This window comes from Brevundimonas sp. FV1ps31S (assembly GCF_058681265.1).
Map to the genome: position 1 here is coordinate 1,615,234 of NZ_CM178735.1, position 18,613 is coordinate 1,633,846.

Genomic DNA, 18,613 nt, shown 5'->3' on the forward strand with positions numbered 1-18,613 from the left:
ACCCTGACAGCGTCTGACACCGAGTCGCCCCCTCCTGGCGTTCGCTGACGCTCCCGCCTGTCCTCCCCGTTCGCCTTCGCGAACGGGGAGGTGAGCGAGGTCAACGTCACCTCTCCGCGCGCGAATGCGCGGGGGAGGACAGGTCGCGCTTGCGACCAGGCGGGGGCGACTCTGACAGTGGGGATGACCCCGACAGCGTCTGACACCGAGTCGCCCCCACCTGGCGTTCGCTGACGCTCCCGCCTGTCCTCCCCGTTCGCCTTCGCGAACGGGGAGGTGAGCGAGACAGCGGCGTAGGCGGGGGAGGAGAGGCGTTGCCCGTAACCGCGCGGGCGGGTAGAGCGTTCGGCTTCTCCCGCCCAGCCGAAGTTCCAGATCATGCACGATATCCGAGCCATTCGCGAGAACCCCCAGGTTTACGTCGCGGGCTGGTCGTCGCGCGGGGTGGACGAGGCCGACGGGCTGGTCGCGGACATCCTGCGGCTGGACGCCGAACTGCGCCACGCCCAGACCACGGGCCAGGACGCCCTGGCCAAGCGCAACGCCGCCTCCAAGCTGATCGGCGCCGCCATGGGCAAGAAGGACATGGCCGAGGCCGACCGGCTGAAGGCCGAGGTCGAGGCCCTGAAGGGCGACATCGCGGCGGCGGCCGAGGTCGAGGCGCGCGTCGGCAAGGAACTGCGCGACCTGCTGGCGGGGTTGAAGAACCTGGCGGCCGAGGACGTGCCGGACGGCGAGGACGAGGCGGGCAATGTCGAGGTCTCGCGTTGGAGTACGCCCCGTGAGGGCGGCCCGGCCAAGGATCACGCCGACCTGGGCGAGGCCCTGGGGATGCTGGACTTCGAGGCGGCGGCCAAGATGTCGGGCGCCCGGTTCGCGGTGCTGAAGGGCCAGTTGGCGCGGCTGGAACGGGCCGTGGGGCAGTTCATGCTGGACCTGCAGACGGATCGGCACGGCTATCTGGAAGTAAACCCGCCGCTGCTGGTGCGGGACGAGGCGATGTTCGGCACGGGGCAGTTGCCGAAGTTTGAGGATGATCTTTTTTCTGCTGCTCGTCTTAGTGGCGATCTAGAGGATATCTTGCAGCAGGAAGCTGGCGACTTGTCGTTGCGGCTTGAGCTCAGCTCCGAAGGGCTCGAAGGGCTGCGCGATGAGCTGCTAGCCGGGCAGGACAGCTACGAACTTTCTCTTGGTGTCATTGCCAGTGCTCTCTCCAACTATAGCGGTGCAAAACATGAGACTGCTCGCCGTTGGCTCATCCCCACCGCCGAAGTCTCCCTGACCAACCTCGTGCGCGAGACGATCCTGTCCGAGGACGACCTCGCCACGCCGATGCGGATGACGGCGTTGACGCCGTGCTTCCGGGCCGAGGCGGGGTCGGCGGGGCGGGATACGCGCGGGCTGATCCGTCAGCACCAGTTCTCCAAGGTCGAGATGGTGTCGATCGCGCGGCCGGAAGACTCCGAGGCCGAGCACGAGCGGATGACGGCCTGCGCCGAGGCGGTGCTGAAGGCGCTGGAGCTGCCGTTCCGGCGGATGCTGCTGTGCAAGGGCGACATGGGCTTTTCGGCGCAGAAGACCTTCGACCTGGAGGTCTGGCTGCCCAGCCAGGGGACCTATCGCGAGATCAGCAGTTGCTCGAACTGCGGCGACTTCCAGGCGCGGCGCATGGATGCGCGGTTCAAGCGCGCCGGCGAGAAGAAGACCGAGTTCGTCCATACGCTGAACGGATCGGGTCTGGCGGTCGGTCGGACCCTGGTGGCGATCATGGAGAACTATCAGCAGGACGACGGGCGGATCGCGGTGCCGGCGGTGTTGCAGCCCTATATGGGAGGTTTGACCCATGTGGGCGCTTAATCCTCCCCCCTTGGGGGAGGGGGACCGCGAAGCGGTGGAGGGGGCCTGCCGCCCCCGCGACTGTTCCGCCTTGCCCCCCTCTGGCGCGCGTCGCGCGCCTGTCTCCCCCCAAGGGGGGGAGATGGCATGAGAATCCTCCTGACAAATGACGACGGGATCGAGGCGGAAGGCCTTGAATCCCTTGAGAGAATTGCGCGGACGCTGAGCGACGACATCTGGGTGTGCGCCCCCGCCGTCGAACAGTCGGCCAAGGGCCGGGGCATCACCCTGAGCGAGCCGCTGCGGGTGCATAGGCACGGCGAGCGGCGGTTCTCGGTGACGGGGACGCCGACCGACTGCGTCATCCTGGCGGTCAACGACCTGATGCCGGAGCGGCCGGACCTGGTGCTGTCCGGGGTGAACCGGGGGCATAATATCGGCGAGGACGTCAGCTATTCCGGCACGGTGGCGGGCGCGCTTCAGGGCATGGCCTTCGGCATCCGCTCCATCGCCCTGAGCCAGAGCCTGGAACGGTTCCACGACGAGGTGGTGGCCCACTGGGAGACGGCCGAGGCCTTTGCGCCGGCGATCATCAGCAAGCTGCTGGACCAGAAATGGGCGCCGGGCGTGGTGATGAACCTGAACTTCCCCAATCTGCCGCCGGAACGGGTCGAGCAGATCGAGGTGACGACGCAAGGCTTCCGCGACGTGGGCGAGATGCATGCGGTGCGACGCACCGACCTGCGCGGGCGCGACTATTACTGGATGAGCTTCCGCGGCGAGAAGCAGGAGCACGCCGAGGGCACGGATCTGAGGGCCATCGAGGCGGGGCGGATCTCGGTCACGCCGCTGCACATCGACCTGACCCATATGGCCAGCGTCCATGACCTGAAGAAGGTGCTGGGCGGGGCGCCGCCGAAGAAGACGGAGCGCGCTGCGTGATGAGGCCGGCTGTCTCGCGCCCCCTCCACCACGACGCAAGGGCGTCGCGGTCCCCCTCCCCCAGGGGGGGAGGAAAATGAACCTGCACGACGACCGCGCCGGACGGCTGATCCTGTCGCTGCGCCAGCAGGGGGTGACCGACCCCCGGGTGCTGGCCGCGATGGAGAGCATCGACCGCGCGGTCTTCGTGCACGAGAAATTCCTGGACCAGGCCTGGGAAGACCAGGCCCTGCCCATCGACTGCGCCCAGACCATCAGCCAGCCCTATATCGTCGGCCTGATGACCCAGGCCCTGGACGTCCAGCCCCGCCACCGGGTGCTGGAGATCGGCACCGGCAGCGGATACCAGTGCGCGGTGCTGAGCCGGCTGGCGCGCTATGTCTATTCGGTGGAGCGGTATCGCAGCCTGCTGGTCGAGGCCGAGGCGAAGCTGCGGACGCTGGAGATCGACAATGTCATCACCAAACACGGCGACGGCGGTCTGGGCTGGGCCGAACAGGCGCCCTTTGACCGGATCATGGTGACGGCGGCCTCGCCGACCGAGCCGACCGAACTGCTGAAACAGCTGAAGCCGAACGGGGTGCTGGTGGCGCCGGTGGGGCGGACGTCGGTGCAGATGCTGCACCGCTATGTCGGCCAGGGCGACGGCGCGTTCCGGCGCGAGAGCCTGACGGAGGTCCGGTTCGTGCCCCTGGTCGAGGGGACGGCGAAGGAGGGATGATCGCCGGCCCTCAGGCCCTGTGGTCTTAGTCGTCCAGCAGGGCCCGCAGCAGCGGATGCGCCAGCACTGGCGCGGCCAGGCGCACCACGGCCTGCGGATCCTCCAGCCGCACCGCCGCCGTGGCGTCGGCGACGATGAAGTCGGCGTGGGTGCGCGACGGCTCGGTCAGCCGCTCGTGACCCGGCCGCACCGTGGCCAGATACTGCGCCACCACCGACTCGGCCGAGCGGCCGCGCTCGGACTGGTCGCGCAGCAGGCGGCGGATGAAACGGATGTCCGAGGGGGTGTCCACGAACACGCGGATGTCGAACAGGGCGGTCAGATCGGGGGTGCAGAGCACATGGGTGCCCTCGACGATCACCACCTCGGCGGCGGGGATCGGCTCGCCGCCCGGTTCGCGGCCGTGGTGGATGAAGGAATAGATCGGCGCCGTCACCGGCCGGCCGGCCTTCAGCGCCGTCAGGTCGGCGATCATCAGGTCGTGGTCGCGCGCCGCCACATCGTCGAAGTCGAAGGTCGCCGCATCGAAGCCGGGCAGGGAGGCCGCGTCCCGGTAATAGGAGTCCTCGCGCACCAGCACCGCCTTGCCGTCGGGCAGGGCCGAAACCAGCGCCTCCGCCAGGGTGCTCTTGCCCGAGCCGGAACCGCCCGTGATCGCGATCAATATGGTCATGCGCCCGCTTCTAGAACGTCGGCGAAGCCTGCGCCACAGCGGCTTGCGCGGGCGGGCCGCAAGATGATCCGGGGACGATCCGTCGCGCCGGATCTTCCCCTCGGTTACGTTGCTTATCGCCGATAACCAAGCTAGCGTCCGGGCAAGCGTCGCCACGAGCAGACGCACCCAAGGAACAGGAAACGATATGCTGGGCTTGATGCAGGACTGGCCGCTGACGGTCGACAAGATCATCGACCACGCCAAACTCTGGCATGGTGACCGTGAGGTGGTGACGCGCTCGGTCGAAGGGCCGATCGTCCGCACGACCTACGGCCGGATCCATGATCGGGCCAAACGCGTCTCCAACGCCCTGAAGGCCTGGGGGATCGCGCCCGGCGACCGCGTCGCCACCCTGGCCTGGAACACCGACAAACATATCGAGACCTGGTACGGCGTCATGGGGATCGGCGCGGTCTGCCACACCCTGAACCCGCGCCTGTTCCCCGAGCAGCTGGTCTATATCATCAACCACGCCGAGGACCGGGTCATCTTCACCGACCTGACCTTCGTGCCCTTGCTGCAAGCCATCCTGCCGCACATTCCCAAGGTCGAGCGCGTCATCATCATGACCGACGACGCCCATATGCCGCAGACGACTCTGCCCAGGGCCGAGGCCTATGAGACGGTGCTCGCGGGTCAGTCGGCCGAGGTGGTCTGGGGCGACTTCGACGAACAGACCGCCTGCGGCCTGTGCTACACCTCGGGCACCACGGGCAATCCCAAGGGGGTGCTGTATTCGCACCGCTCGAACTTTATCCACACCCTGCTGGGCCTGCAGTCGACCGTCCTGGGCGCCACGCCCAATGAGGTGATCCTGCCGGTCGTGCCGATGTTCCACGCCAACGCCTGGGGCATCGCCTTCGGCGGACCGGCGGCCGGCGCCAAACTGGTCATGCCGGGCGCCAAGATGGACGGCGCCTCGATCTACGAGCTGCTGGAGAGCGAGAAGGTCACTTTCTCCGCCGCGGTGCCCACCGTCTGGCAGGGACTGCTGGGCCATATGAAGCAGCACGACCTCAGGCTCTCGACCGTCAAGCGCGTGCTGATCGGCGGCTCGGCCGTGCCCGAAAGCCTGATCCGCGCCTTCCACGACGACTATGGGATCGAGGTGCTGCAGGGCTGGGGCATGACCGAGACCTCGCCCATCGGCACCCTGTCGAACATGACCCCCGAACTGGCGGACAAGCCGTTCGAGGAACAGCTGAAATGGCGCGTCAAACAGGGCACGCCGCCGCTGGGCGTGGAGCTGAAGCTCAAGAACGACGCCGGCGCCGCCCTGCCGCACGACGGCGCGACCTTCGGCCATCTGATGGTCAAGGGCCCGACCGTCGCCCGCGCCTATTTCCGCGAGGAGGGCGACATCGTCGACGACGAGGGCTTCTTCGACACCGGCGACGTGGCGACGGTCGACGACCTGGGCTTCATGCAGATCACCGACCGGTCCAAGGACGTGATCAAGTCCGGCGGCGAATGGATCAGCTCCATCGAGATCGAGAACATCGCCGTCGGCCATCCCAAGGTCGAGCTGGCCGCCGTCATCGGCGCCGCCCACGCCAAATGGGACGAGCGGCCGGTCCTGATCTTGCGGCTCAAGGACGGCGAGACCCTGGACAAGCAGGAGCATCTCGACTTCCTCCACGGCAAGATCGCCAAATGGTGGATGCCTGACGACGTGGTCGCCGTGGACGAGATTCCGCTGGGCGCCACCGGCAAGATCGACAAGAAGCTTCTGCGCGAGCGGATGAAGGACTACCGTTTGCCGGAGACCCAGCCTGGCTGAAGCCCCGGAGCACCGATGCCGTCGACCAAGCCCGTTCCCGCCCTGATCCCCTGGCTGACCGCGCTCACGGCGGCGGCCCCGGTCCTGGTGGTCGCGGCCATGGCGGCGACCCTGTTCGGCGGCGTCGACCGGGCCGTCACCTACGACCTGCTGACCTGGACGGTGGCGCGCGGCCTGGCCTGGGCCGGTCTCGCCGCCGCCTTGGTCGTGCTGGTCCTGGCGCTGCGCGATCCACGGCGTCGCGGGATTTTCGCCCTCGTCGCCCTGGCCCTGGCCGGGTCGACCGTCGGCGTCTTCCTCCTTCAGGGACAGCGGCTGGCCCAGCCGACGTCGCGCGACGTCAGCACCCATGTGACCGAGCCGCCGGCCTACACCCGCCTAGCCGCGCTGCACCGCGACGCCTCGGGCGTGACGGGCCCCGAGACCTGTCCGGCGGCGCAGTCGATTCCGACCCAGGTCCTGGCGCAACAGGCCGTCTCGGCCCTGGTCGACGCCGGCTTCCCGGTCGTCCGCGCCTCGACCTTCGAGGTCGAAGGCGTGCACGAGGGGGCCTGGTTCGGCTTCGCCTATGACGCCGTGATCCGCATCCGGCCGGGCCGCACCGACATTCGCGTCGCCGCCCGCGACCCCCGCCCGGACGGCGGCGCGACCTGCCGTCTGATGGCGAAGATCGTCACGGCTCTGGACGAGGAGATCCGCTGACCGCCCCGGCTAGGCCGGACTGAATTCGGCGGTCGGCCCCAGGTCGCCCTTGACCGTCGCGACACCGTCGTCCGTCAGCTTGACCAGGTGGGCCAGCACCGACAGCGACGCCGCCGGCCAAAGCTGTCGATCCACCGCCGCATAGAGGACCGGCGTCATCTCCGCCGCCGTCCGGTCTCCGGCTTTCAGCCGCGCCAGCACCTGGGCCTCGCGCTCCAGACGATGCGCCCGATAGGCGGCCAGGAACGGACCCGGCTCCGTCACCGGCGCGCCGTGCGTCGGCCACAGGGTGGCGAAGTCCCGGGCGATCACCGCCTCCAGACTGGCCATGTAATCCCTCATATTCCCGTCCGGCGGCGCCACCACCGTCGTCGCCCAGCCCATCACATGATCGCCGCTGAACAGGGCGTTCTCGTCCCTCAGGGCGAAGGCCATGTGATTCGACGCGTGGCCCGGCGTGAACAGCGCCTCGATCGTCCACCGGTCGCCGGCGATGACTTCCCCGCCCGTCAGAACCACGTCCGGCGCGAACTCCAGATCCGCATCCTCGTCGAGCGCGCCCGAGGCATGGGTCTCCAGCGCCGGCGGCGCGGCCGCCAGGATCGGGGCGCCCGTTCGCTCGGCGAACGGGCGGGCGAGGGGGGCGTGGTCGCGATGGGTGTGGGTCACCAGCACCTGGCTGACCGTTCGCCCCTCGACCGCGTCCAGCAAGGCGGCCAGGTGCGCTTCGTCGAGCGGTCCGGGATCGATCACCGCCACAGCCGATCCGGCCTCGGGCCGACCGACGATATAGGTCCCCGTCCCGGTAAAGGTGAACGGCCCGGGATTACGGGCGACCACCCGCTGAATCAGGGGCGAGACTTGATCACGCCGCCCATAGGCGAAGTCGAACGCCCGCACGAAAGGAATCACCGCGACCGCGCCCCGCACTGGCGCCGGCCTTGCCTTAATGCTTCGGTAACCACTGCTGGAGCGCCCGTCATGGCTCGTTCGATCGCCTTCGCTGTCTCAAATCGGCTCCAGCCTATCGCGGCGGCCGTCCTCTGTCTCATGGCGGCGCAACTGGTCACCGCCTCCTGCACCCCGGAACCTGCGCCCTACGCGAGCCGGATCGCGATTCAGCGATAGGCGCCTATTGTCGCCGCACGCGGACCGCGCGGCTGGCGCCCAGCGTCATAAGATAGCTTCCAAGAGACGCCCGCCTTACCCGCACAGCTTCGCCTTCACGGTTCCTGAAACGGACAGGCCCTGAATCGATCTGTCGCCATTCCGAGCCGTTGGCCAGTCTGAAGGTCCATTTGCCGTCGCCGGAGGGGCTGGCCGAGGCCAGTGTCGTTTCGATCGATTCGACCGCCGGCTCCGGAGCGATATCCGCACGGCCGGCGAAGGGATTGGTGATCTCGAAGCCGAACAACTGTCGATTGGTCTCTCGCACCTGAGCCCGATCAAGTACGACCACTTCCCCCGCACGTTCCGCCGCGTCCAGCGCAGCGACGGCCCGGTCGTAGCAGGCAAGACGATTCGCATCCTCAGTCAGCCCGCGACAGCGCGCGACCTCTGCAAGGGCCCCCGCCGACGGCTCCTGCATGGAGGCGGCGGCTTGTTCTGCAGTGCAGAAAGTCGCCGTCAGACCGACCAAAAAAGCCATTTTGTTTAGCAAATTCACGTCAAAATTCCCGTCAGATCCGCCAAAAAACTGCCAATAACCGGGGTTTTCGCCGGCAAGCTTGCATTGTGGCGCCGTCGATGTCGAGAGCGTGGCTGATTTGCGACACTCTTGCCACAATGGGGTTGCGATTATGCAATTCCCGTGGCGGTAGGATGAAAGGCGGGTCAACACTCCAACGCCCGTCCCAGATCGCACGCGATTTGTGACGAAAACGATGTTTTCGGTCCCGCAGGCCGATGCGATTTTTGAACCTTGGAGGGTTATCAACGTGAGATCACAGAACCAGCGTAGGCGTTTGCTGGCGTCGACCATGATCGCGGGCGTCGCCGCGATCGGAATGGCGGCCCCTGCTATGGCGCAATCGGCTGAGAACGAGAGCGCGTCGGTGTCGGAGATCGTCGTTACGGGCACCCGCATTCGTCAGGCGAATTTGACCACGACCAGCCCGGTGACCCAGGTCACCTCCGAGGATATCCGTGAGACCGGCGTCAGCCGCGTCGAAGATCTGGTCACCCAGTTGCCTCAGGCCTTCGCCGCCCAGAACTCGACCGTGTCGAACGGCGCTTCGGGCACCGCCACGGTTTCGCTGCGCAACCTTGGTGCGACTCGCACCCTGGTCCTGATCGACGGCAAGCGGATGCCGTATGGTTCGCCGCTGGATGCGGCGGCTGACCTCAACCAGATCCCGGCCCAACTGGTGGAGCGTGTCGAAGTCCTGACCGGCGGCGCTTCCGCCGTCTACGGTTCGGACGCGATCGCCGGCGTCGTCAACTTCATCATGAAGAAGGACTTCGAAGGCCTCGAAATCACGGCCCAGTACGGCCAATATCTCCACCACAATGATTACGATGGCCCTGGCAACCTGCGATCGGTGATCGAGGGGCGCGGCGCGACCAACCCGTCGCAGTTCCAACTGCCGGACGATGATGTGCAGACCGGCTTCAGCCGAGAGATCACCGCCATCATGGGCGTGAGCTCGCCGGACGGGAAGGGCAATATCACGGCCTATGCCGGATATCGTAAGAACAACAAGGTTCTGGGTCGCGATTACGACTATGCGTCGTGCTCCTTGGGTGGCGAAGACGCAGGCAGCTTTACCTGCGGTGGTTCTAGTACGTCTTTCCCTGGGCGGTTTACGGACTTCGCGAGCTTTAACTACACGCTTGATGCGTCCGGAAACTTCATACCGTACAGCGCGGCGCGAGACGCCTACAACTTTGGTCCTCTGAACTACTTCCAGCGTCCTGACGAACGCTACAATCTTGGCGCGATGGGCCATTACCAGGTCAATGACAAGATTGAGGTCTTCACTCAATTGATGTTCAGCGACTATCAGTCGGTCGCTCAGATCGCGCCGTCCGGCAACTTCGGCAACACGACCACAATCAACTGTGACAATCCGCTGCTGTCCGCCAGTCAGGCGTCCGGCATCGGCTGTACGCCGGCGGACATCGCGGCCGGGACCGACACCGATCTCTACATCCTTCGTCGCAACGTAGAAGGCGGTGGTCGTCAGTCGCACCTCGATTACACCTCCTATCGTGGCGTCATCGGGATGCGCGGTGATCTTGACGATGCGTGGAGCTATGAAGTTTCGGCCCAGTACGCCAAGGTCAAGCTCTCGCAGATTTACCGCAATGAGTTCTCGGTCGCCCGCCTGACGCGTGCTCTGGACGTCGTTGCTGATCCGGTTTCGGGCGCTCCGGTTTGTTCTTCGGTGTTGGATGGGACTGATCCGAACTGCGTGCCTTACAACGTGTTCTCCGCCGGCGGCGTGACCCAGGAAGCTCTGGATTACCTCCAGGTGCCCCTGGTGATGACGGGTTATACGGAGCAGCAAGTCGTCACGGCGTCGGTTACCGGCGATCTGACGGATCGCGGCGTCGTGTCGCCGTGGGCCTCTCGCGGTCTGCAACTGGCGCTGGGCGCCGAATATCGTCGGGACGCGCTCGATCTGGTGACTGACGTGACCTATTCGACGGGCGACGGCGCCGGGCAAGGCGGACCGACCATCGGCCTCGGCGGCGCCCAGTCCACCTACGATCTGTTCGGCGAGTTCCAGATGCCGATCGTCGAGGGCATGCCCTTCGCAGAGTCGATCACCGTGGACGGCGCCTATCGCGCGTCGGACTATGCGCTTGGCGGCAAGACGGACACCTGGAAGGTCGGGATGGACTATGCTCCTGTCTCGGACATCCGGTTCCGCGCGAGCTATCAATCGGCCACACGGGCCCCCAACGTCATCGACCTCTACACGGCAGAAGGGTTCAATCTGTTCGATCTTGACGTCGATCCTTGCGATGCAACCAGCGCCGCCACCTATGCAGGCAATGCGGCATGTATCGGAACGAACCCGTGGCAAGTGACCCTGGATCAAGCCAACAGCGGCTTCCTGAGCAATGATGCTGGACAGTATAACCGCCTGCAAAGCGGTACTGCCACTCTGAGCCCGGAAGATTCAGAGACAACCACCTTCGGTGTTGTCTTCACCCCGAGCTTCCTGCCTGGCCTCAATCTGTCGATCGACTATTTCGACATTGAGATCACGAACCTGATCCAGCCTCTCGGCGGCGCGAATATCGCGACCTATTGCTATACTCTGGGAGATCTGGACGCCTGTAACCTGATCAACCGTAACGATAACGGAAACTTCTGGTCGGGCGACGGCTACATCGAAGACCGGAACACCAACATCGGTGGCCTGGCGACTTCGGGTATCGACTTCGTCGGCGGCTACAATCTGCCGCTGGAAGACTGGGGTGTGTCCAACTGGGGTACGATCGGCCTGAGCTTCACGGGCACCTGGCTCGAGAAGCTGGAAACCGACACGGGCCTGGATGTCTTCGATTGCGCGGGCAAGTTCGGCAATACCTGTGCGGCGAACGATATCGCGGCCTCTCCGGAATGGCGTCACCGCGCCTCGGTTTCCTGGGGCACTCCGGTTGACGGCGTGAACCTGGGCCTGACGTGGCGTTACATCTCCGCAGTCGATCTGGACTCCGGTGTCACCACCCGTCTGGACAGCACCCTGGAGGAGCAACACTACTTCGACCTGAACGGGTCGTGGCAGCTGCGTGACAACGTCACCGTGCGCGGCGGGATCAACAACATCCTCGATAACGATCCGCCGCTGTCCTACTCGGTCGGCACGACGGGCAACAACAACACCTATCCGCAAGTCTATGACTCGATGGGTCGTTATGCCTTCATCAGCATGACCGCGAGCTTCTAAGCCCGCACTTGCGATGATCGGATGGGCGGCGGACCTTCGGGTTCGCCGCCCTTTCTTTTTTTGACGCCGTAGAAAAACCATTCCGGCGATCAAGCGTTACGGTGCATTGAGACCGGGCCGGGGGGCTCAAGACCAAGGATGCCGATGTTAAAGACCGCCGCAGCGCTCGCCGCCACCGCCACACTCATGACGGGAATGACCCCAGCCTTGGCCCAGGATCAGGACGGGCCGATCGTCACTGGAAATCGGGGCGCTGAGACGGCTGACGCCCTGAAGGTGCGCGAGGCCATCGCCTATGCGAACCCTCTGCCGCGCGGCGCGCCGACACAGGATTATCCGCTGGTGGCCTGGTGCGATGCGCTGGTGACGGGGCATGCGGATCTGGGTGAGACCCTGACGGATCGTGCGCCGGAGGACGTCGAACTGGTGCGTCTGGGCCGTCTGGAGGCGCAGGACTTCCGCAGCGCTCTGGCGGCGGCCGAGCCGCGCCAGACGGCGGCGGCCAAGGCCGCTGCGCAACAGGCGGCCGCGGCGGCGAAGGCTCAATGGGCGCCCCTGTTGGCCAGCGAGGACGAGGCGGCGCGGAGCCAGTCGTTCGGGCTGTTCTACGGTCTGCCGGGGCGTTGCGAACACGCGGCGCGGCGCATCCGGAACAACATCACCACCCCGCCGGCGACCCCGGCCGAAGTCGGGCTGGAGGCGCCGGCTGCGGCGAACTGATCACCTCGGTTTAGATGGTGGAACGGCGGCCTGGGCTTCGGCTCAGGCCGCCGTTTCGCGTTTGGCCGCGTAGGGATCGTAGTTGAGGATGGGGGCCAGCCAGCGCTCGCAGGTCGCCACGTCCCAACCCTTGCGGCGGGCATAGTCCTCGACCTGATCGCGATCAATCTTGCCGACGCCGAAATAGTGGCTGCCCGGGTGGCCGAAATAGAGGCCCGAGACCGAGGCGGGGGGCGTCATGGCGAAGCTTTCGGTCAGGGCCATGCCGGCGTTGGTTTCGGCCTGGAGCAGGCGGAACAGGGTGGCTTTTTCCGTGTGGTCAGGCTGGGCCGGATAGCCGGGGGCGGGGCGGATGCCCTGGTATTGTTCGGCGATCAGGTCGTCGATGCTGGCGGCCTCATCGGCGGCGTAACCCCAGAGCTGGGTGCGGACTTCCTTGTGCAGCCGTTCGGCGAAGGCCTCGGCCAGGCGGTCGGCCAGGGCGGTGGCCAGGATGGCGGAATAGTCGTCGCCCGCGTCCTTGAACCGTTTGGCGATTTCCAGTTCGCCGTGGCCGGCGGTGACGGCGAAGGCGCCGATATAGTCGTCGCTCTCTTCGGCGATGAAGTCGGATAGAGCCAGGTTCGGCTTGCCATTCGACTTCTTGATCTGCTGGCGCAGGGTGTGGAAGCGGGCGATCTCGGCGTCCCGGCCCTCGTCGGCGAAGACGATGACGTCGTCGCCGTCGGCGCGGGTGGGCCAGAAGCCGACCACGCCCTTGGCCGTGAACCATTTCTCGTCGATGATCCGCTTCAGCATGGCCTTGGCGTCCTCGAACAGGTCGCGGGCGGCCTGGCCGACGATCTCGTCGTCGAGGATCAGTGGATAGCGGCCGATCAGCTCCCAACTGGCGAAGAAGGGGGTCCAGTCGATGTGGTCGGCCAGGTCCTGCAGATCCCAGGCTTCGAACGCTTTCACGCCGATGAAGGAGGGCTTGCCGGGCATGGGCTGGGCGGGGTCAGGGCGGAAACGGTTCTCGCGCGCCTGGGCCAAGGTGGCGCGGGCCTTGACCTCCTGGCCCCGGGCGTACTGCTCGCGGATGCGCACATATTCGTCGCGGGTGGCGGCCTCGTTCTTGGCCCGTTCAGTCTTGGACAGCAGGCCCGAGACGACGCTGACGGCGCGCGAGGCATCGACGACGTAGGTGGTCGAGCCGCGGCGATAGGCGGGTTCGATCTTGACCGCCGTATGGGTGCGGCTGGTGGTGGCGCCGCCGATGAGCAGGGGAATGTCGAAGCCGCGCCGCTCCATCTCGGCGGCGACGAAGACCATCTCGTCCAGCGACGGGGTGATCAGGCCGGACAGGCCGATGATGTCCACCTTATGCTCGACGGCGGCGTCCAGGATGCGGTCGGCCGGGACCATGACGCCCAGGTCGATGACTTCGTAATTATTGCACTGAAGCACGACGCCGACGATGTTCTTGCCGATGTCGTGGACGTCGCCCTTGACGGTGGCCATCAGGATCCGGCCGGCCTGTTCGCGCGGCTTGCCGGCCTTTTCGGCCTCCATATAGGGCTCCAGCCAGGCCACGGCCTGTTTCATCACCCGGGCGGACTTCACCACCTGCGGCAGGAACATCTTGCCCGAGCCGAACAGGTCCCCGACCACATTCATCCCGTCCATCAGCGGACCTTCGATGACGTGCAGCGGGCGGTCGAACGACAGGCGGGCTTCTTCCGTGTCGGCGTCGATATATTCGGTGATGCCGTTGACCAGGGCGTGGGCGATGCGGGCGGCCACCGGCTGGTCGCGCCACTTCAGATCGACGACGCGGGCGACGCCCTTGTCGCCCTTGTAGTTGGGGGCGATGTCGACGAGGCGTTCCGTGTTGGAGACATTAGTGCGCTGCGGGCGGTTCAGGATCACGTCCTCGACCGCCTCGCGCAGTGTCGGGTCGATGTCGTCATAGACCGGCAGGTCGCCGGCGTTGACGATGCCCATGTCCATCCCCGCCTGGATGGCGTGGTACAGGAAGACGCTGTGGATGGCCCGGCGCACCGGCTCGTTGCCGCGGAAGCTGAACGAGACGTTCGACACCCCGCCGCTGATCCGGGCGTAGGGCAGGGTGGACTTGATGACCTTGACCGCCTCGATGAAGTCGACGGCGTAGTTGTCGTGCTCCTCGATCCCCGTCGCCACGGCGAAGATATTGGGGTCGAAGATGATGTCCTCGGGCGGGAAGCCGACCTCGTTGACCAGGATATTATAGGCGCGGGTGCAGATCTCGATCTTGCGCGCGGCGGTGTCGGCCTGGCCCACCTCGTCGAAGGCCATGACCACGACGGCGGCGCCATAGCGCAGACAGGCGACGGCCTGTTCGCGGAACTTGGCCTCGCCCTCCTTCATGCTGATCGAGTTGACGATGGGCTTGCCCTGGACGCACTTCAGCCCCGCCTCGATCACCTCCCATTTGGAGCTGTCGATCATCACCGGCACGCGGGCGATGTCGGGCTCGGCCGCGATCAGGTTGAGGAAGGTCCGCATGGCGACGGCGCCGTCCAGCAGGCCCTCGTCCATGTTGATGTCGATGATCTGGGCGCCGGCCTCGACCTGTTGTCGGGCGACGTCCAGCGCGGCCGAATAGTCGCCTTCGACCACCAGTTTCCGGAATTTGGCCGAGCCGGTGACGTTGGTTCGTTCGCCGACGTTGATGAAGGTGGGGCGCATCAGGCGGACTCGACTACGAGGATAGGCAACCTGTTTCGCTGCCAGAGGCTTTTCTTGATCGACCGGGCGCGGCGCCATGACATGATGGATACAGCACCGGTCGTGACGGCTTTTTTGAAGCCCCGACTATCTAGGAATATCCAAGAGCGAGTCGGATAGCCTTTGGGACCGCTGACCGAGACGCCTCGGCCTGCAATGACCGCATCGCAAAGAGCGAGTGCCTCTTCGACGTCGCGATCATTTCGGAGCCGTTTGAAGTCTAGGCCTTGGCCGCAGCTCAGGCCTAGTTCGAAGCTACCGAGACGCGCCTCCAGAAGAGACATGTCACCGCCGGCCCCCATTCGGAGAAGGATGTTTTTCTCAGAGTCGTGATCAATCGCGCAGGCGGGGCTGCTTGCTGCGAGTTTTCGGAGTTCGATACGCAATCGCTCGAACGCCTCAACCTCGGCGGTCTTGCTCACGCCACCAACTCGAACGGTTCCAGCCCCGATAGCCGTAGGGCCACCGGGCGTTCCGGGATCGCGCGGGGCTTCAGCGGCGCGACCTCTTCGGCGACGTGCTTGATGTGGTCCGGCGTGGTGCCGCAGCAGCCGCCGACGATGTTGACCAGGCCGGACGCCGCCCATTCCTCGATGAAGTGGGCGGTCTCGTGCGGCTCCTCGTCGTATTGGCCCATGGCGTTGGGCAGGCCGGCGTTGGGATAGGCGGCGACCAGGGTGTCGGCGACGCGGCTCAGTTCGGCGATGAAGGGCCGCATCAGGTCGGCGCCCAGGGCGCAGTTGAAGCCCACGGCGAAGGGTTTGGCGTGACGCACGCTGTTCCAGAAGGCCTCGGCCGTCTGGCCCGACAGGGTGCGGCCCGACCGGTCGGTGATGGTGCCGCTGATCCAGATGGGCAGGGCGTCCATGCCCTCGTCCTCCAGGTCCTTGATCGCCTTGATCGCCGCCTTGCAGTTCAGCGTGTCGGTGATGGTCTCGATCAGATAGAGATCGACCCCGCCCTCGTTCAGCGCCTTCACCTGATGGCGATAGGCCTCATAGACCTGGTCGAAGGTCACGCTGCGGGCGCCGGGGTCGTTCACGTCGGACGACATGGACAGCATCTTGTTCAGCGGGCCGATGGAGCCGGCGGCGAAGCGCGGCTTGTGCGGCTCCTTTTCCGTCCAGCGGTCGGCGGCGGCGCGGGCCAGTTTGGCGCCTTCCAGATTGATGTCCCACACCGCCTGGGCGTCCAGGGCGTAGTCTTCCTGGGCGATTGTGGTGCCGGAGAAGGTGTTGGTCTCGGAGATGTCGGCGCCGGCGGCGTAATACTGGTCGTGCAGATCCGAGATGATGTCCGGGCGGGTGATGCAGAGGATGTCGTTGTTCCCCTTCATCTGGTGCGCCTCGTCATAGCCGTTGGCGGCGACGAAGCGGTCGGCGCGGAAGTCGGCTTCGGACAGGCCGCGACGCTGGATCATCACGCCCCAGCTGCCGTCGAGGACGAGGATGCGTTCTTTGGCCGCCTGGTGCAGGGCGGCGATGCGTTGTGCACGGGTGAGGGGGGAGGTCATTACGCCACGGCCTTGGTTTCACGCACGCCCAGAACGCGGCAGATCGCATAGACCAGATCGGCGCGGTTCAGGGTGTAGAAGTGGAAGTCGGAGAAGCCCTCTTCCTGCAGACGGGCGCAGGTTTCGGCGGCGACCGAGGCGGCGAGCAGTCGGCGCGTCTCGGGATCGTCGTCCAGTCCGTCGAAATGGGCTTTGAGCCAGTCGGGGATGCTGGTCCCGCAGGCGCCGCACATGCGGGTCAGGCCGGCGAAGTTGGACACGGGCATGACGCCGGGGATCAGCGGAATGGTCACGCCCGCCGCGCGAACCCGGTCGCGGAAGCGCAGGAAGGCGTCGATGTCGAAGAAGAACTGGCTGACGGCGCGGGTGGCGCCGGCGTCCACTTTGGCCTTCAGCACATCAATGTCGTGATCAATGGAGGGGCTTTCGGGGTGTTTCTCGGGATAGGCCCCGACCGTGACGTCGAAGCCGCCGACGCGGCGGATGGCGGCCGTCAGCTCGGTGGCGTTGGCGTAGCCGTCGGCGCGGGGTTGATAGACGCCGCCGATGCCGCCGCCGCCGGGCGGATCGCCGCGCAGGGCGACGATATGATCGACGCCGATGGTCTTGTAGCCGGCGATGACCTCATCGACCTCGTCACGGCTGGCCTCGACGCAGGTCAGGTGGGCGGCGGGACGCAGCGAGGTCTCGGCGATGATGCGCTGGACGGTGCGGTGGGTGCGTTCGCGGGTCGAGCCGCCAGCGCCATAGGTGACCGAGACGAAGGCGGGGTTCAGCGGCTCGAGGCGACGGATCGCCGTCCACAGATTGGCCTCGGCCTCGTCGGTCTTGGGCGGGAAGAACTCGAACGAGACGCGCACGGCGTCCTGGTTCGAGCCGGCGCGGGCGACCGGACCCAGCGGCGACAGCAGCAGGGCGCGGGCTTCGGCGAGATTGGTCGAGGGCGCAGCCATCATGCGGTCTTTCTGGCCTGGGCCAAGGATGGGGCGGCGGGTCTTTCCGCCGTCCAGATCGTCACGGTCAGCCCCTCATTGTCGGGCGGAAGGGCGACGGGGGGAGAGGGCGTCAGACCGCTGTCGGTCAGCCAACCGTTGATCTCCTGATCGGCGAAGCCCAGGCGGCGATGCTGATGCGCCTCGCGCATATGTTCGAAGTCGTGCGGGGCGAAATCGACGATCACCAGACGGCCGCCGGGGCAGACCAGCCTCGCGGCCTCGGCGACGGCGGCGAAGGGGTCGGCGAGATAGTGCAGAACCTGGTGGACGATCACCAGATCGGCGCTGGCGGCGGGCAGGCGGGTGGCGAAGATGTCGCCGTGGCGCAGCTCGACCTTGTTCAGCCCGGCCTTGGAGACATTGGCGCGGGCGATGTTGAGCATGTTCTGGCTGAGATCCAGCCCGACGGACATCTTGGCCTTCTTGCCGAACAGGGTCAGCATCCGGCCTGAACCGGTGCCCAGATCGACGACGCGTTTGAACGGGCCGGGGCCTGCGGCTTCTTCCAGCGCTGCCTCGACAGCGCTTTCGCTGACGTAGAGGGAGCGCAGCCGGTCCCACTGGGGGGCGATCTGTTCGAAATAGGATTCGGCGGCCTGCTGGCGATCCTTCTGGACCTCGCTCAGGCGACGATGATCGGCTTCCCCCGCGTCATCGGCGAGAATATCCAGCACGGTGTCGATCAGTCGGCGGGCCTGGGCGTCGTGCGACAGGCGGTAGTAGACGCGGGCGCCGTCCGGGAACCGCTCGATCAGGCCGGAGTCGGTCATCAGCTTCAAATGGCGAGAGACGCGCGGTTGGCTCTGGTCGAGAATCCGAGACATCTCCATGACCGACAGCTCTTCGCTGGCCAGCAGCGAGAGGATGCGCAGGCGGGTGGGCTCGCCAGCGGCGCGAAGGGCTTCGACAGTCTGATCCGCACTCAGGTTCATATGATCGTATAAAGATATCCTTATATGATTTGGCAAGCAAAAACCAACTCGGAAAGGGCGCGACGGGAAAGCTTCTGTTCGCCGTTTAAGGACACGCAATCCCTTTGG

Annotated in this window: 15 protein-coding genes; 7 read left to right on the forward strand and 8 right to left on the reverse strand. The window is 66.0% G+C overall.

Annotation, left to right across the window (positions count from 1 at the left end; translation table 11 throughout):
* Positions 1 to 378: 378 nt before the first annotated feature.
* The 3 genes from serS (at position 379) to ACVPT3_RS07610 (ending at position 3,499) form a co-directional block, all read left to right on the forward strand.
* Positions 379 to 1,857, forward strand: coding sequence for a serine--tRNA ligase (serS, locus tag ACVPT3_RS07600; RefSeq protein WP_492043535.1), 1,479 nt, complete (start codon positions 379 to 381; stop codon positions 1,855 to 1,857).
* 126 nt (positions 1,858 to 1,983) lie between these two features.
* Positions 1,984 to 2,778 carry a 5'/3'-nucleotidase SurE gene (gene surE / locus ACVPT3_RS07605; RefSeq protein WP_492043536.1) on the forward strand — a complete coding sequence of 265 codons (795 nt, stop codon included), beginning with the start codon at positions 1,984 to 1,986 and terminating at the stop codon, positions 2,776 to 2,778.
* Between the two features lie 76 nt (positions 2,779 to 2,854).
* Entirely contained in the window at positions 2,855 to 3,499 is a 645-nt protein-coding gene (locus ACVPT3_RS07610) for a protein-L-isoaspartate(D-aspartate) O-methyltransferase (RefSeq protein WP_492043537.1), read from the forward strand.
* A gap of 25 nt (positions 3,500 to 3,524) precedes the next feature.
* Here ACVPT3_RS07610 and udk read toward each other — a convergent pair whose 3' ends face one another.
* Entirely contained in the window at positions 3,525 to 4,172 is a 648-nt protein-coding gene (gene udk / locus ACVPT3_RS07615) for a uridine kinase (protein ID WP_492043538.1), read from the reverse strand.
* 187 nt (positions 4,173 to 4,359) lie between these two features.
* Here udk and ACVPT3_RS07620 point away from each other — a divergent pair, with 187 nt between their 5' ends.
* Together ACVPT3_RS07620 and ACVPT3_RS07625 are read left to right on the forward strand one after the other, a co-directional pair.
* The gene (locus ACVPT3_RS07620) at positions 4,360 to 5,994 is read left to right on the forward strand and encodes a long-chain-fatty-acid--CoA ligase (RefSeq protein WP_492043539.1); all 1,635 of its coding nucleotides are present in this window, start codon (positions 4,360 to 4,362) and stop codon (positions 5,992 to 5,994) included.
* Between the two features lie 15 nt (positions 5,995 to 6,009).
* Positions 6,010 to 6,696, forward strand: coding sequence for a DUF1499 domain-containing protein (locus ACVPT3_RS07625; RefSeq protein ID WP_492043540.1), 687 nt, complete (start codon positions 6,010 to 6,012; stop codon positions 6,694 to 6,696).
* A gap of 9 nt (positions 6,697 to 6,705) precedes the next feature.
* Here the strand turns inward: ACVPT3_RS07625 and ACVPT3_RS07630 are convergent, their stop codons facing one another.
* Both ACVPT3_RS07630 and ACVPT3_RS07635 read right to left on the reverse strand, forming a co-directional pair.
* Positions 6,706 to 7,608, reverse strand: coding sequence for an MBL fold metallo-hydrolase (locus ACVPT3_RS07630; RefSeq protein WP_492043798.1), 903 nt, complete (start codon positions 7,606 to 7,608; stop codon positions 6,706 to 6,708).
* A gap of 220 nt (positions 7,609 to 7,828) precedes the next feature.
* Positions 7,829 to 8,677 carry a hypothetical protein gene (locus ACVPT3_RS07635; protein WP_492043541.1) on the reverse strand — a complete coding sequence of 283 codons (849 nt, stop codon included), beginning with the start codon at positions 8,675 to 8,677 and terminating at the stop codon, positions 7,829 to 7,831.
* On the opposite strand from ACVPT3_RS07635, the gene ACVPT3_RS07640 reads away from it, so the two are divergent.
* Entirely contained in the window at positions 8,676 to 11,597 is a 2,922-nt protein-coding gene (locus ACVPT3_RS07640) for a TonB-dependent receptor domain-containing protein (protein WP_492043542.1), read from the forward strand. The genes ACVPT3_RS07635 and ACVPT3_RS07640 overlap by 2 nt on opposite strands.
* Positions 11,598 to 11,735: 138 nt before the next feature.
* Positions 11,736 to 12,317, forward strand: a complete 582-nt coding sequence (locus ACVPT3_RS07645) for a hypothetical protein (protein WP_492043543.1) — start codon at positions 11,736 to 11,738, stop codon at positions 12,315 to 12,317.
* A gap of 42 nt (positions 12,318 to 12,359) precedes the next feature.
* Here ACVPT3_RS07645 and metH read toward each other — a convergent pair whose 3' ends face one another.
* The 5 genes from metH to ACVPT3_RS07670 are packed head-to-tail and all read right to left on the reverse strand — an operon-like array spanning position 12,360 to position 18,505.
* Entirely contained in the window at positions 12,360 to 15,026 is a 2,667-nt protein-coding gene (gene metH, locus ACVPT3_RS07650) for a methionine synthase (protein ID WP_492043544.1), read from the reverse strand.
* Entirely contained in the window at positions 15,026 to 15,487 is a 462-nt protein-coding gene (locus ACVPT3_RS07655; RefSeq protein WP_492043545.1) for a hypothetical protein, read from the reverse strand. Before ACVPT3_RS07655 ends, metH begins: the two co-directional genes overlap by 1 nt.
* Positions 15,484 to 16,578 carry a homocysteine S-methyltransferase family protein gene (locus ACVPT3_RS07660; protein ID WP_492043546.1) on the reverse strand — a complete coding sequence of 365 codons (1,095 nt, stop codon included), beginning with the start codon at positions 16,576 to 16,578 and terminating at the stop codon, positions 15,484 to 15,486. Before ACVPT3_RS07660 ends, ACVPT3_RS07655 begins: the two co-directional genes overlap by 4 nt.
* A complete protein-coding gene (gene metF, locus ACVPT3_RS07665) occupies positions 16,578 to 17,534 on the reverse strand; it encodes a methylenetetrahydrofolate reductase [NAD(P)H] (protein WP_492043547.1) in 957 nt (318 codons plus the stop codon). The genes ACVPT3_RS07660 and metF overlap by 1 nt, the downstream gene beginning before the upstream one ends.
* Positions 17,531 to 18,505, reverse strand: coding sequence for an ArsR/SmtB family transcription factor (locus ACVPT3_RS07670; protein ID WP_492043548.1), 975 nt, complete (start codon positions 18,503 to 18,505; stop codon positions 17,531 to 17,533). The genes metF and ACVPT3_RS07670 overlap by 4 nt, the downstream gene beginning before the upstream one ends.
* Between the last annotated feature and the right edge of the window lie 108 nt (positions 18,506 to 18,613).

Excerpts from the sequence above, each read along its gene's own strand:
- serS (WP_492043535.1), top strand. The coding sequence starts at position 379 with ATGCACGATATCCGAGCCATTCGCGAGAACCCCCAGGTTTACGTCGCG.
- surE (WP_492043536.1), top strand. The coding sequence starts at position 1,984 with ATGAGAATCCTCCTGACAAATGACGACGGGATCGAGGCGGAAGGCCTT.
- ACVPT3_RS07610 (WP_492043537.1), top strand. The coding sequence starts at position 2,855 with ATGAACCTGCACGACGACCGCGCCGGACGGCTGATCCTGTCGCTGCGC.
- udk (WP_492043538.1), bottom strand. The coding sequence starts at position 4,172 with ATGACCATATTGATCGCGATCACGGGCGGTTCCGGCTCGGGCAAGAGC.
- ACVPT3_RS07620 (WP_492043539.1), top strand. The coding sequence starts at position 4,360 with ATGCTGGGCTTGATGCAGGACTGGCCGCTGACGGTCGACAAGATCATC.
- ACVPT3_RS07625 (WP_492043540.1), top strand. The coding sequence starts at position 6,010 with ATGCCGTCGACCAAGCCCGTTCCCGCCCTGATCCCCTGGCTGACCGCG.
- ACVPT3_RS07640 (WP_492043542.1), top strand. The coding sequence starts at position 8,676 with ATGATCGCGGGCGTCGCCGCGATCGGAATGGCGGCCCCTGCTATGGCG.
- ACVPT3_RS07635 (WP_492043541.1), bottom strand. The coding sequence starts at position 8,677 with ATGGTCGACGCCAGCAAACGCCTACGCTGGTTCTGTGATCTCACGTTG.
- ACVPT3_RS07645 (WP_492043543.1), top strand. The coding sequence starts at position 11,736 with ATGCCGATGTTAAAGACCGCCGCAGCGCTCGCCGCCACCGCCACACTC.
- metH (WP_492043544.1), bottom strand. The coding sequence starts at position 15,026 with ATGCGCCCCACCTTCATCAACGTCGGCGAACGAACCAACGTCACCGGC.
- ACVPT3_RS07660 (WP_492043546.1), bottom strand. The coding sequence starts at position 16,578 with ATGACCTCCCCCCTCACCCGTGCACAACGCATCGCCGCCCTGCACCAG.
- metF (WP_492043547.1), bottom strand. The coding sequence starts at position 17,534 with ATGATGGCTGCGCCCTCGACCAATCTCGCCGAAGCCCGCGCCCTGCTG.
- ACVPT3_RS07670 (WP_492043548.1), bottom strand. The coding sequence starts at position 18,505 with ATGAACCTGAGTGCGGATCAGACTGTCGAAGCCCTTCGCGCCGCTGGC.